At 70.9% G+C, this 12,491-nt stretch carries 11 protein-coding genes; 4 read left to right on the top strand and 7 right to left on the bottom strand.

The annotated features are described in order from the left end of the window. Positions 1 to 32 precede the first annotated feature (32 nt). Positions 33 to 734 (top strand): nitroreductase family protein, encoded by a 702-nt coding sequence (locus OHA65_RS26635; RefSeq protein ID WP_327278723.1) that lies wholly within the window; start codon positions 33 to 35, stop codon positions 732 to 734. A gap of 31 nt (positions 735 to 765) precedes the next feature. Here OHA65_RS26635 and OHA65_RS26630 read toward each other — a convergent pair whose 3' ends face one another. Further along, on the bottom strand, positions 766 to 1,197 hold the full coding sequence (locus OHA65_RS26630; RefSeq protein ID WP_327278722.1) for a MarR family transcriptional regulator: 432 nt from the start codon (positions 1,195 to 1,197) through the stop codon (positions 766 to 768). An 88-nt stretch (positions 1,198 to 1,285) separates the two neighbouring features. Here OHA65_RS26630 and OHA65_RS26625 point away from each other — a divergent pair, with 88 nt between their 5' ends. Further along, positions 1,286 to 2,209 carry a zinc-binding alcohol dehydrogenase family protein gene (locus tag OHA65_RS26625; protein ID WP_405762552.1) on the top strand — a complete coding sequence of 308 codons (924 nt, stop codon included), beginning with the start codon at positions 1,286 to 1,288 and terminating at the stop codon, positions 2,207 to 2,209. A 107-nt stretch (positions 2,210 to 2,316) separates the two neighbouring features. Here OHA65_RS26625 and pruA read toward each other — a convergent pair whose 3' ends face one another. Further along, positions 2,317 to 3,948 (bottom strand): L-glutamate gamma-semialdehyde dehydrogenase, encoded by a 1,632-nt coding sequence (pruA, locus tag OHA65_RS26620; RefSeq protein ID WP_327278720.1) that lies wholly within the window; start codon positions 3,946 to 3,948, stop codon positions 2,317 to 2,319. 30 nt (positions 3,949 to 3,978) lie between these two features. Then, positions 3,979 to 4,905, bottom strand: coding sequence for a proline dehydrogenase family protein (locus OHA65_RS26615; RefSeq protein ID WP_328763794.1), 927 nt, complete (start codon positions 4,903 to 4,905; stop codon positions 3,979 to 3,981). Positions 4,906 to 5,102: 197 nt separating this feature from the next. On the opposite strand from OHA65_RS26615, the gene OHA65_RS26610 reads away from it, so the two are divergent. Next, positions 5,103 to 6,452, top strand: coding sequence for a PucR family transcriptional regulator (locus OHA65_RS26610; protein WP_405762550.1), 1,350 nt, complete (start codon positions 5,103 to 5,105; stop codon positions 6,450 to 6,452). Between the two features lie 78 nt (positions 6,453 to 6,530). Here the strand turns inward: OHA65_RS26610 and OHA65_RS26605 are convergent, their stop codons facing one another. Beyond that, a complete protein-coding gene (locus OHA65_RS26605) occupies positions 6,531 to 7,124 on the bottom strand; it encodes a TetR/AcrR family transcriptional regulator (RefSeq protein WP_327278717.1) in 594 nt (197 codons plus the stop codon). Positions 7,125 to 7,227: 103 nt separating this feature from the next. On the opposite strand from OHA65_RS26605, the gene OHA65_RS26600 reads away from it, so the two are divergent. Next, complete coding sequence (locus tag OHA65_RS26600; protein ID WP_405762548.1) at positions 7,228 to 8,853, top strand: MFS transporter; 1,626 nt, start codon at positions 7,228 to 7,230, stop codon at positions 8,851 to 8,853. Between the two features lie 102 nt (positions 8,854 to 8,955). On the opposite strand, the gene serA is transcribed toward OHA65_RS26600, so the two are convergent. The 3 genes from serA to ilvN all read right to left on the bottom strand — a co-directional run bounded on the left by serA (position 8,956) and on the right by ilvN (position 12,476). Next, complete coding sequence (gene serA, locus OHA65_RS26595; RefSeq protein ID WP_327278715.1) at positions 8,956 to 10,545, bottom strand: phosphoglycerate dehydrogenase; 1,590 nt, start codon at positions 10,543 to 10,545, stop codon at positions 8,956 to 8,958. 277 nt (positions 10,546 to 10,822) lie between these two features. Beyond that, positions 10,823 to 11,824 (bottom strand): ketol-acid reductoisomerase, encoded by a 1,002-nt coding sequence (gene ilvC, locus OHA65_RS26590; RefSeq protein WP_327278714.1) that lies wholly within the window; start codon positions 11,822 to 11,824, stop codon positions 10,823 to 10,825. Between the two features lie 127 nt (positions 11,825 to 11,951). Next, complete coding sequence (ilvN, locus tag OHA65_RS26585) at positions 11,952 to 12,476, bottom strand: acetolactate synthase small subunit (RefSeq protein ID WP_327278713.1); 525 nt, start codon at positions 12,474 to 12,476, stop codon at positions 11,952 to 11,954. Positions 12,477 to 12,491: the final 15 nt, after the last annotated feature.

Raw genomic sequence — 12,491 nt, 5'->3', positions numbered from 1 at the left:
CCCCGCGCGGTTCCCGGCGCCAGGATCTGTCCATGTCGCCCGAGACCGAGCAGTGGACCCCGACCCACGGCGAGCCGTACCGCCCCGTCGCCTACCGGCCCGATCGGATGCCGAGCGCCGAATCGCTCGCGCGCTCCGCGCGGTTGCGGGAGCGCATGGCCGAGCGGCGGACCGTCCGGCACTTCTCCCCCGACCCCGTCCCGGAGCAGGTCATCCGGGACGCCGTCGCGTGCGCCGCGACCGCGCCGTCCGGGGCCCACCAGCAGCCCTGGACCTTCGTGCTGGTCAAGGACCCGGCCGTGCGCCGCCAGATCCGCGACGCCGCCGAACAGGAGGAGCTGATCTCGTACGACGGCCGTCTCGGCGACGAATGGCTCGACGCCCTGCGGCCCCTGGGCACGGATGCGGTGAAGACGCATCTGACGGACGCCCCGGGGCTGATCGTGGTGTTCCAGCAGAGGTACTGGCTCGGCCCGGACGGCTCCAAGCGCAAGCACTACTACGTGGACGAATCGGTCGGCATCGCGGTCGGCATGCTCCTGACCGCACTCCACCTCGCCGGCCTCGCGGCCCTGGTCCACACCCCGAGCCCGATGCGCTTCCTCTCCCACGTCCTGCACCGCCCGGAGAACGAGAAGGCCTTCGCGGTCATCCCGGTCGGCTACCCCGCCGACGACTGCGAGGTCCCGGACCTGCTCCGCAAGTCCCTGACCCAGGTCATGGTCGAGGTCTGACCCAGACCGCGGGGCGGGCGGCCCCGCGGGACTACGGCGCGTCGTGGAGGCGGGTCAGCAGGGTCGTCAGCTGTTCGCGTTCCGCCGGGGTCAGTGGGGAGAGGAATTCGGCGTTCGCCGTCTCGGCCAGTGCTGCGCAGCGGGTGAGGGTGGCCGTGCCCGCCGGGGTGAGGGTGACCGCGTTCTTGCGGCGGTCCGCCGGGTTCGGGGCGCGCAGGACGAGGCCCGCGCCTTCCAGGTGGTTGAGGAGGCCGACCAGGTCCTTGGGGTCGATGCCGAGCCGGCGGCCGAGGTCGGCCTGGGCCACCGGGCCGTGTTCGGCGATCGCCGCCAGTACCGCGTGGTGGGCGAGCTTCAGCCCTTCCGCGGCGAGCGCCTCGGCGACCAGGCCGCGGCCCCGGGCCGCGACGCGGCCGACGAGCCAGCTCGGCAGGGACTGGATGTGCGCGAGGGCCGATGTCATGGGCCCAGCCTAGCAATTCATTGGCATTCCCCACGATCTCCTATATCGTTGGGATTCCCAATGAATCTCTTTCCCGGGAGGCGCCCCCGTGCTCCGCATCCGCTACGACGTCAACGGTGGCCCCGAGGTGCTGTACGCCGAGGAGGCCACCGCGCCGGTGCCGGGTGCAGGGGAGGTGCTCGTGCGGGTCGAGGCCCTCGGGGTCACGCTGCCCACCGTCCGCAAGGTGCGGGAGGGCCGGGAGCCCGCAGCGCTCGGCGGGGAGGTCGCCGGCGTCGTCACCGCCCTCGGCGAAGGGGTGGACGGGTTCCGGGTCGGGGACCGGGTCACCGGGCTGTGCTTCGCGCACTCCTACGCCGAGTACGCCGTCGTGGCGGCCCCGTTCGCCTCCGCCGTCCCCGCCGGGGTCGGCGCCGTCGAGGCCGTCGCCCTCGTCCGCAGCGGGCTGGTGGCGCGCGGGGCGTACGAGGCGGGGCGGGTGGAGCCCGGCGAGTCGGTCCTGGTCACGGCGGCGGCCAGCGCGGTCGGCACGTACGCCCTGCAGTACGCGAAGGCCGGCGGGGCCCGGCGGGTCGTCGCCGCGGTGGGCAGCGCCGACAAGGCGGACTTCGTACGCGCCCTGGGCGCCGACGAGGTCGTGCTGTACGGGGAGGCCGCCTGGGGCGACCCGTACGACGTGGTCCTCGACGGCGTCGGCGGCGAGCTGCTCGGCCCGGCCGTGCGGGCCCTCGCGCCCGGGGGCCGATTGGTGGCGTACAGCTCCGGCGGCGGCACGGTGGACGCGTACGAGCTCCTGGTCCGCGGCGCCTCGGTGACCGGCTTCCAGATGGCGGTCATCGCGCGCGGCAAGCCCGCGCTGTACGGGCGCTGGCGCGCCGAGCAGTGGGAGCGCCACCGGGCCGGCGCCCTGCGGGTCACCGTGCACCAGGAGATCCCGCTCGCCGAGGCCGCCCGCGCGCACCGGATCATCGAGGAGCGGCGCAACCTCGGCAAGGTGGTCCTGGTCCCGTAGGGCCGGGACCGCGTGAGGACGGGAACTGGAACCGCCCCCGATCCGGACTTGGGGGTGCCGGAACGGGGGCGGGGCTCAGCGGGGCGGGACCGGCGGAATCCGCAGGATCAGCCCATGTGGGGGTACGGGTAGTCGGTCGGCGCGACCAGGGTCTCCTTGATGGAGCGCGTCGAGGTCCAACGCTGCAGGTTGCTCGCCGCGCCCGCCTTGTCGTTCGTGCCCGAGGCTCGGCCGCCGCCGAAGGGCTGCTGGCCGACGACGGCGCCGGTCGACTTGTCGTTGATGTAGAAGTTGCCCGCCGCGAAGCGCAGCTTCTCCATCGCGTCCGCGGCCGCGTAGCGGTCGGCGGCGATGATCGAGCCGGTCAGCGCGTACGCCGAGACGGACTCCATCTGCGCGAGCATCGCGTCGAATTCGGCGTCCTCGTAGACGTGGATCGCGAGGATCGGGCCGAAGTACTCGGTCGTGAAGACCTCGTTCTCCGGGTCGGTGCACGCGATGACGGTCGGGCGGACGAAGTAGCCCTCCGAGTCGTCGTACGTGCCACCGGCGATGATCTCGCAGGTCGGGTCGGCGATCGCACGGTCGATCGCGGCCTTGTTCTTCGCGAACGAACGCTCGTCGATGACGGCGCCGATGAAGTTGGTGAGGTCGCGGACGTCACCCATGGTGATGCCGTCGACCTCGGCCGCGAAGGCCTCCTTGAAGCCGTCGTTCCAGATCGAGGCCGGGACGTAGGCGCGCGAGGACGCCGAGCACTTCTGGCCCTGGAACTCGAAGGATCCGCGGGTCAGGGCGGTCTTCAGGACGGCGCGGTCCGCGGAGGGGTGCGCGACGACGAAGTCCTTGCCGCCGGTCTCGCCGACCAGGCGCGGGTAGGACTTGTACTTCTCGATGTTGTTGCCGACCGTCTTCCACAGGTACTGGAAGGTCTTGGTCGAACCCGTGAAGTGGATGCCGGCCAGCTCGGGGTGGTTCAGGGCCACCTCGGACACGGCGATGCCGTCGCCCGTCACCAGGTTGATGACGCCCTTCGGCAGGCCGGCCTCCTCCAGCAGCTCCATCAGGAGGATCGCGGAGTGGGTCTGCGTCGGGGACGGCTTCCACACGACCACGTTGCCCATCAGGGCGGGGGCGGTCGGCAGGTTGCCGGCGATGGCCGTGAAGTTGAACGGCGTGATCGCGTAGACGAAGCCTTCGAGCGGGCGGTGGTCGCTGCGGTTCCACACGCCGGCGGAGTTCGCGACCGGCTGCTCGGCCAGGATCTGGCGGGCGAAGTGGACGTTGAAGCGCCAGAAGTCGACGAGCTCGCACGGGGTGTCGATCTCGGCCTGCTGCGCGGTCTTCGACTGGCCCAGCATGGTGGACGCGGCCAGCTTCTCGCGCCACGGACCGGACAGCAGCTCGGCGGCGCGCAGGATGATCGCGGCGCGGTCGTCGAACGACATCGCGCGCCAAGCCGGGGCGGCGGCCAGGGCGGCGTTGACGGCCTCACGGGCGTCGGCCTCGGTGGCGTTCGCGTAGGTGCCGAGCACGGACTTGTGGTCGTGCGGCTGGACCACGTCGAAGCGCTCGCCCCCGCCCATGCGCTTGACGCCGTTGATCGTCATCGGCAGGTCGATCGGGTTCTCGGACAGCTGCTTGAGCTGCGTTTCGAGGCGCGCGCGCTCCGGGGTGCCGGGGGCGTACGAGTGGACCGGCTCGTTGACCGGCGCGGGGACCTGGGTCACAGCATCCATCGGACTGGTAACTCCTTGACCTGGTTCTGGCTAGTTCTTGGTGATCATCGAGCGGAGGAAGAACAGGAGGTTGGCCGGCTTCTCGGCGAGGCGCCGCATGAAGTAGCCGTACCAGTCCGTCCCGTACGCGGTGTAGACGCGCATGCGGTGACCCTCGGCGGCGAGCCGCAGGTGCTCCTCGCTGCGGATGCCGTACAGCATCTGGAACTCGTACTCGTCCAGCTTGCGCCCCGCCGTGCGGGCGAGCTCCTGGGCGATGGCGATCAGGCGCGGGTCGTGCGACCCGATCATCGGGTAGCCCTCGCCCTCCATCAGCGTCTTCAGGATGCGGACGTACGCCTTGTCGATCTCGGCCTTGTCCTGGTACGCGACCTCGGCGGGCTCCTTGTACGCGCCCTTCACGATCCGCACCCGGCTGCCGGCGGCGGCCAGGCGGCGGGCGTCGGCCTCGGTGCGGAAGAGGTACGCCTGGATCACGCAGCCGGTCTGCGGGAAGTCCCGGCGCAGCTCCTCGTGGATGGCGAACATCGAGTCGAGGGTGGTGTGGTCCTCGGCGTCGAGCGTGACGGTGGTGCCGATGGCCGCGGCGGCCTCGACGACCGGGCGGACGTTGGCGAGGGCGAGCTCGTGGCCGCCCTCCAGCGCCTGGCCGAACATCGACAGCTTGACGGACATCTCGACGGTCTCGCCCAGCTCCAGGCCCGCCAGGTGCTCGATGAGTTCGAGGTAGGCGTCACGCGCGGCGTAGGACTGCTCCACGGTGGTGATGTCCTCGCCCACCACGTCGAGCGTGATCTCCAACCCCTTCTGCGTGAGGTCCCTGACGATCGGGATGACCTGGTCGACCGTCTCGCCGGGGATGAACCGGGTCACCACGGGCTTGGTCACAGGGGCGGCAGAGACGATTCGGCGCATCTTGTCGCTGCGCGAAGCGGCGAGGATCGCGGGACCCAGCACGGGGCACCTCCTACAGGTGGCAGAAGCAGGCTCGCGGTCCGCGCGGGGTGGGCGGGACCGTGAGGGAAACGCAAGTAAAACCACCGTGAAACCTAAGGATCGCTTTGATCCTCTGCCATCGACAGCTGTCACGCATCCGTGTCCCCGATCTCATACATCTGTCTGAAGACCGGGTTCCCGGGTGGGAGAATGTCCGGGTGAAGGGCGATTACCAGGACCTGGTGGATGAGATCTCGGCGCTCCTCGGCGTCCCGGCGACACTGGAGAACCGGGACTTCCGCCTCATCGCCTTCGGCGCGCACGACAGCGACGACGATCTCGTCATGGATCCGGTGCGCACCCGCTCGATCCTGACCCGGCAGTCGACGGCGGCCGTGCGGGCCTGGTTCGAGGGCTTCGGCATCGCGCGGGCGACCGGGCCGGTCCGGATCCCGGCGGCCCCGGACGCGGGGGTGTTCCGGGGCCGGATCTGCCTGCCGGTGCGCTACCGCGGGATCGTGCAGGGCTACGTGTGGCTCCTCGACCAGGATCCGGGCCCCGGGCCGGACGTCCTGGCCGCGGCCATGGAGGTGGCCGAGCGGATCGGGATCCTGCTCGCCGAGGAGGCGCAGGCGGGGGCCGACCTGTCCCGGGAGTTCCGGGGGGTGCTCACCGCGGGCCGGGGCTGGCAGCAGGACATGGCGGTGGCCGCGCTCCGGATGGCGCTGGGAGCGGGCGCGGACGGGCTGCACGCGGTGGTGTGCGTGACGCCGTGGGCCGGCGAGGCCCCCGCGTCGGTACCGGGCACGGCGGCGGTGTGCACCGTCCCCTGGCCGGGAGCCGGCGACGACGACGGCGTGGCCGCCGGGGCCGGTACCGACGGGAACTCCGGGCCCGCGTCGGGCGCCGGCGCCAGGTCCGCGTCGGGCTCCGCGTCGGGCTCCGGGGCCCGGTCCGGCAGCAGGGCGGGAGCCAAGTCCGGGTCCAGGAGCGGCCCGGCGGCCGGCGCCGGACCCGTCTCCGGCCCCGGCGCCGAGGCCGGGCCGGACCGGCGGACCGGCCAGGCCCTCGCCGTACTGGTACGGCTCCGCTCGGCCGAAGTGCTCGTCCCCGCCGAGGGCGTCGCGACCCGGCTGCTGGCCCAGGGCGGCGCGACCGCCGGGATCGCGGAGCCCCGCCGGGGCCTGACGGCGCTGGCCGACGCCTGGTCGCAGGCCTCGGCGGCGGCGCAGGCGGCCGCGGCCCAGCCCCGGTTCGGCCCGGTGGCCCGCTGGTCGGCGATCGGCCCGTACCGGATGCTGGCATCCCTCGCAGCTGCCGGCCCCGTGGGCGACCCGGCGACCCGGGTCCTGCTGGAGCCCGCGCACCGGGAACTCGCCCGTACCGCCGAGCTGTTCCTGGACTGCGCGGGCCAGGCGGGCCGCGCGGCGGCGGCCCTGGGCATCCACCGCCAGACCCTGTACTACCGGCTCGGCCGGGTGGAACAGCTGACCGGCCTGGACCTGGACGAGGGCGAGGACCGCCTATTGCTCCACATGGCCCTCAAGACGGCCCGCCTGTACGGCTGAACGACTGAACTAACTGCACGACTGCACGACTGCACGACTGCACGACTGCACGACTGCACGACTGCACGGCCGAACGGCTCAGGCGGGGTCGTCGGCGCCCTTGCCGTTCACCATCATCTGCGCGGCGCGGCGCATGCCCTCGGTCAACTCCTCCGCGGTGACGGCGTTCTCGGGGTTGTACAGCCACTGCACCATCATCCCGGAGACCAGCACCTGGTACAGCCCGCCCAGGGTCCGGATGTCCCGCTCTTCGAGCTGCCCCTCCGGGGTGCCCGTGAACATCTCGGTCAGCCCCTTGCGCCCCTCGCCCTCGGAGGACACGACCATCTCCCGCAGCTCCGGCAGCCGGTCACGGTTCATCGCGATCTCCAGGCTGGCCGCCCACATCGGCGCCGCCTGATCACGCTGTCCGGTCACGCCGTCCCAGACCGATCGGAAGCGTTCGAGCGAGCCGCCTTCACCCTTGACGTCCGGCTTGAAGGACTCGCCCCACTCCTCGGCCATCGAGATGAACGCCTGCGTCAACAGGGCGTCCTTCGAACCGTAGTGGTAGCCGATCGACGCCAGGTTCGCGCCGGAGGCGTTGACGATGTCGCGCGCGGTCGTCCGCACGAAACCCTTCTCGGCCAGGCACTTCTTCGCGCCTTCGAGCAGATCTTCACGGTGTCCCATGCCCCCCACCGTATCAAGACAGCCGTCCTAGACGACAGTCTCAAACAGACGTCCCATACGGACGTACTAGACAAGCGTTTATGACGCTTGTACATTGCTGCTCATGACGAACCCCGCCGCACCTCTGGCCGGCCGCCGGGAATGGACCGCCTTCACCGTCCTCCTGCTGCCCCTGCTCTTGGTCTCCATGGACGTCTCCGTCCTCTACTTCGCCGTCCCCGCCATCACCCGGGAGCTGGACCCGAGCGCCACCCAGCAGCTCTGGATCTTCGACAGCTACGCCTTCGCCCTCGCCGGCCTGCTGATCACCATGGGTTCGCTCGGTGACCGGATCGGCCGCCGCAAGCTGCTGCTGATGGGCGCGACCGCCTTCGGACTCGCCTCCGTCTGCGCCGCCTACGCCACCAGCGCCGAGATGCTGATCGCGGCCCGTGTGCTGCTCGGCGTCGGCGGCGCGACCCTGATGCCCTCCACGCTGGCCCTCGTCCGCAACCTCTTCCAGGACGCGAAGCAGCGCGGACAGGCCATCGCCATCTGGTCCGGGGCCATGACCGGCGGCATCGCCCTCGGCTCCGTGATGAGCGGCGTGCTGCTGAACCACTTCTGGTGGGGTTCGGTCTTCCTGATCAACGTGCCCGCGATGCTGCTCCTGCTGGTCCTCGTCCCCGTGCTAGTGCCGGAGTTCAAGGACCCCGCGCCCGGCCGCTTCGACCTGCTGAGCGTCCCGCTGTCGACGGCCGCCGTGCTCCCGGTCGTGTACGGCCTCAAGGAGATCGCCGCCGAGGGCCTGGAGCCGCTCCACCTGGTCTCCGTGGCCGTGGGCCTGGCCTTCGGGTTCGTCTTCGTCCGCCGCCAGCGCACCCGTGACGACGCCATGGTCAGCCGGGCGCTCTTCCGGGGCCGCGGATTCGGTGCCGGGATCGCCCTCAACACCATCGCCGCCTTCGCCGTGATGGGCTCGGCCTACTTCACCACCCAGTACCTGCAGTCGGTGCTCGGCATGGGCACGCTGGAGGCCGCCCTGTGGAGCCTCGCACCCTCGCTCGTCATCGGCGCCGCCGCCCCGGTCGGCGCGGTCCTGGCCCGCAAGACCGACCGGGCGTACGTCATCGCCGGCGGCTTCGTCCTCGCCGCCGCCGGGTTCGTCCTGATCAGCCTGGTCGGCAGCGACTCCCTGTGGCTGCTGCTGACCGGCGCCGGCGTGCTGGCCTCCGGCATCGTCACCGTGATGTCCCTGGTCTCCGACATGGCGCTGGGCTCGGCCCCCGCAGAGAAGGCGGGCTCGGCCGCGTCCCTGCTGGAGACCGGCCAGGAGTTCGGCGGCGCGCTGGGCATGGCGGTCCTGGGCAGCCTCGGCACCGCCGTCTACCGCAACGACCTGTCGGATGCGGGGCCCGCCGCCCGGGAGACCCTCGGCGGGGCGGTCGCCACCGCCCACCAGCTTGGCGGCGCGGCCGGCGAGCAGTTGCTGACCGCGGCCCGCGAGGCCTTCGTCCACGGCATGCAGTACGCCGCCTGGGGCGGCGCAGCCCTGCTGCTCGCCGCCTGTGTCCTCGCGGTGGCCCTGATGCGGGGGCTCGGCGCCCCGGTCACCGAACCGGCGGAATCCGTGGAGGCCGTGGAGGCCGCGGAGCCGACCGAGGGGGTCGAGGAGTTGGCCGGGCAGGTCGCAGCCCTGGCCGGGGAGATCGCTGAGCTGGCCGACAAGGCCGCGGCCCTCAGGAGCTGAGCCCTGTACAGCAGAGCAGAGCACCTGCGGAACACGACGAAGGGCCCGGGGAGTTCCCCGGGCCCTTCCTTCTGCCGCGTGGCCGCCGCCCCGCTACGGGATTCAGTCGAGGCTGACCGTGCGCGCCGAGACCGCACCGATCTCGGCGGAGATCTCCGCGAGGACGTTCACCGGCACCTCCGCATCGACCGTGAGGACGCCGAGCGCCTCGCCGCCCTCCTCGGCGCGGGCGACCTGCATGCCCGCGATGTTCAGACCGGCTTCGCCGAGGATGCGGCCGACAGTGCCGACCACGCCCGGGCGGTCGGTGTAGCGCAGCACGAGCATCTGGTCGGCGAGCGCCAGGTCCACGTCGTACTCGCCGATGCCGACGATCTTCTGAAGGTGCTTCGGACCCGCCAGCGTGCCGGAGACCGACACTTCCTGACCGTCCGACAGGGTGCCGCGCACGGTCACCACGTTGCGGTGGTCCGGGGATTCCGAGCTGGTGGTCAGACGCACCTCGACACCGCGCTCCTGCGCGAACAGCGGGGCGTTGACGTAGGAGACCGTCTCGTCGACGACGTCCTCGAAGACACCCTTGAGGGCGGAGAGTTCCAGCACCTTGACGTCGTGCTGGGTGATCTCGCCGCAGACCTCGACGTCGAGGCGGACCGCGACCTCGCCCGCGAGGGCGGTGAAGATGCGGCCGAGCTTCTCGGCGAGCGGCAGACCGGGGCGCACGTCCTCGGCGATGACACCGCCCTGGACGTTGACTGCGTCCGGTACGAGCTCGCCGGCGAGCGCGAGGCGCACCGACTTGGCGACCGCGATACCGGCCTTCTCCTGGGCCTCGTCCGTGGACGCGCCGAGGTGCGGGGTGCAGACGACCTGGTCGAGCTCGAAGAGCGGGGAGTCCGTGCAGGGCTCCTTCGCGTACACGTCGAGGCCGGCGCCGGCGACGCGGCCCTCCTTTATGGCCGAGTACAGCGCGGCCTCGTCGACGATCCCGCCGCGGGCGGCGTTGACGATGCGGACGGACGGCTTCACCTTGTGCAGGGCCTCGTCCCCGATGAGACCGATGGTCTCGGGGGTCTTGGGCAGGTGCACGGTGATGAAGTCGGCGACTTCGAGGAGCTCGTCCAGCGTCAGCATCTTGACGCCCATCTGGGCGGCGCGCGCGGGCTGCACGTAGGGGTCGTACGCGACGATCTTCATACCGAAGGCCGACATGCGCTGCGCGACCAGGACGCCGATGCGGCCGAGGCCGACGACGCCGAGGATCTTCTCGCTGAGCTCGACGCCCGTGTACTTGTTCCGCTTCCACTCGCCGTTCTTCAGGGCGGTGTTGGCCTGCGGGATGTTGCGGGCCGTGGCGACGAGCAGGCCGCAGGCGAGCTCGGCGGCGGTCACGATGTTGGAGGTCGGGGCGTTCACGACCATGACGCCGGCCTTGGTGGCCGAGGAGACGTCGACGTTGTCGAGGCCGACACCGGCGCGGGCGACGACCTTGAGCTTCTTCGCGACGGCGATGGCCTCCGCGTCGACCTTGGTCGCGGAGCGCACCAGGATGGCGTCGACGTCCACGATCGCGGGGAGCAGCTCCGCGCGGTCGGCTCCGTTGACGTGCCGGATCTCGAAGTCCGGGCCGAGCGCGTCCACCGTGGCGGGCGACAGCTCTTCGGCGATGAGTACGACAGGTTTCGAGCTCACGTGGGTCCTCACAAGTCCAGTGCGGACGGCCGTCCCGACGGCCGCAGGCGGTGGAGGGGGTAGCCGCGTGGAAGACGCACGACACTGTGGGCCTGACGCGTTGTGTTGAGCAGTGTAGTGGCGGATCCTGGCCAGGATTCCGCCTGTCCGGAAGGATCACCCGTCTGGGGTTGGCCGGGGTGGACAAGCCGGACTGCGGAAGGGCCGTGTTGCGGCGTGCCGCGGGTGTGCCGGGGGCCGGAACGGCGCACCGTCCCGGCCCCCCGCGCGGACGAGATCAGCTCTCGTCGCTGTCGACCCAGCTCATCAGCTTGCGCAGCTTCTTGCCGGTGGTCTCCAGCAGGTGCGCCTCGTCGGCGTTCTTGTACTCGTTGTACTTCTTCAGGCCGCCCTTGTACTCGGCCATCCAGGTGTTGGCGAACTCGCCGCTCTGGATCTCGGCGAGGACCTGCTTCATCTCGGCCTTGGTGGCGTCGGTGATGATGCGGGGGCCGGTGATGTAGTCGCCCCACTCGGCGGTCTCGGAGACCGACCAGCGCATCTTCTCCAGGCCGCCCTCGTACATGAGGTCAACGATGAGCTTCAGCTCGTGCAGGCACTCGAAGTACGCGATCTCCGGCTGGTAGCCGGCCTCGGTCAGGGTCTCGAAACCGGCCTTGACCAGGGCGGAGGCGCCACCGCACAGGACGGCCTGCTCACCGAACAGGTCGGTCTCGGTCTCCTCGGTGAAGGTGGTCTTGATGACACCGGCGCGGGTGCCGCCGATGCCGGCCGCGTACGAGAGCGCGAGCGCGAAGGCACTGCCGGAGAAGTCCTGCTCGACGGCGGCGATGCAGGGCACGCCGCGGCCTTCCTCGTACTGGCGGCGAACGAGGTGGCCCGGGCCCTTCGGGGCGACCAGGGCGACGTCCACGTTGGCCGGGGGCTTGATGAAGCCGTAGCGGACGTTGAAGCCGTGGCCGAAGAAGAGCGCGTCACCCTCCTGGAGGTTGTCCTTGATGGACTCCTCGTAGATCTCGGCCTGGAGCGGGTCCGGGGTCAGGATCATGATGACGTTCGCCCACGCGGCGGCCTCGGCGACCGGGACGACCTTCAGGCCCTGCTCCTCGGCCTTCGCCTTGGACTTCGAGCCCTCCTTCAGGCCGACGACGACGTCGACGCCGGAGTCACGCAGCGACAGCGCGTGGGCGTGGCCCTGGCTGCCGTAGCCGATGACCGCGACCTTGCGGCCCTGGATGATGGACAGGTCGGCGTCGTTCTCGTAGAACAGCTCGGCCACTGGGATATCTCCTTGGTGCGCTGGTGTTGCACCCACCGTACGGCGGGGAACGTAGAGGAAGTTTCTTGGTCTCGCCATGCGAGAGGCAACGTCGTGCGGGGGTGTCGCGGCCGGGGCCGCGGCGGTGTCAGGCGCTACGTTCGAGCGAGCGCAGGCTGCGGTCCGTGATGGACCGTCCGCCGCGCCCTATGGCGATCGTGCCGGACTGCACGAGTTCCTTGATGCCGAAGGGCTCCAGCATCTTGAGCATCGCGCCGAGCTTGTCGGCACCGCCGGTGGCCTCGATGGTGACGGCCTCCGGGGAGACGTCGACCGTCTTGGCGCGGAACAGCTGGACGATCTCGACGATCTGGGAGCGGGTCTCGTTGTCGGCACGGACCTTCACCAGAACGAGTTCGCGCTCGATGGCGCTGTGCGGCTCCAGCTCGACGATCTTGAGCACGTTGACCAGCTTGTTCAGCTGCTTGGTCACCTGCTCCAGCGGGAGGTCCTCGACGTTCACGACGATGGTGATGCGCGAGATGTCGGGGTGCTCGGTGACGCCGACCGCGAGGGAATCGATGTTGAACCCGCGGCGGGAGAACAGCGCGGCGATCCGGGCGAGGATGCCGGGCGTGTTCTCGACCAGGACGGAGAGCGTGTGCTTGGACATGTGAGTCGTTCTCTC

Source organism: Streptomyces sp. NBC_00045, from assembly GCF_045041095.1.
In the GTDB taxonomy this organism is placed as follows: Bacteria; Actinomycetota; Actinomycetes; order Streptomycetales; family Streptomycetaceae; genus Streptomyces.
The sequence above is the reverse complement of the archived record's forward strand: the minus strand, read 5'-3'. Positions and strand labels throughout refer to the sequence as shown.

Coding starts and splice junctions, on each gene's coding strand:
- OHA65_RS26635 (WP_327278723.1), top strand. CDS start 33: ATGTCGCCCGAGACCGAGCAGTGGACCCCGACCCACGGCGAGCCGTAC.
- OHA65_RS26630 (WP_327278722.1), bottom strand. CDS start 1,197: ATGACATCGGCCCTCGCGCACATCCAGTCCCTGCCGAGCTGGCTCGTC.
- ilvN (WP_327278713.1), bottom strand. CDS start 12,476: ATGTCCAAGCACACGCTCTCCGTCCTGGTCGAGAACACGCCCGGCATC.
- OHA65_RS26600 (WP_405762548.1), top strand. CDS start 7,228: ATGACGAACCCCGCCGCACCTCTGGCCGGCCGCCGGGAATGGACCGCC.
- OHA65_RS26605 (WP_327278717.1), bottom strand. CDS start 7,124: ATGGGACACCGTGAAGATCTGCTCGAAGGCGCGAAGAAGTGCCTGGCC.
- pruA (WP_327278720.1), bottom strand. CDS start 3,948: ATGGATGCTGTGACCCAGGTCCCCGCGCCGGTCAACGAGCCGGTCCAC.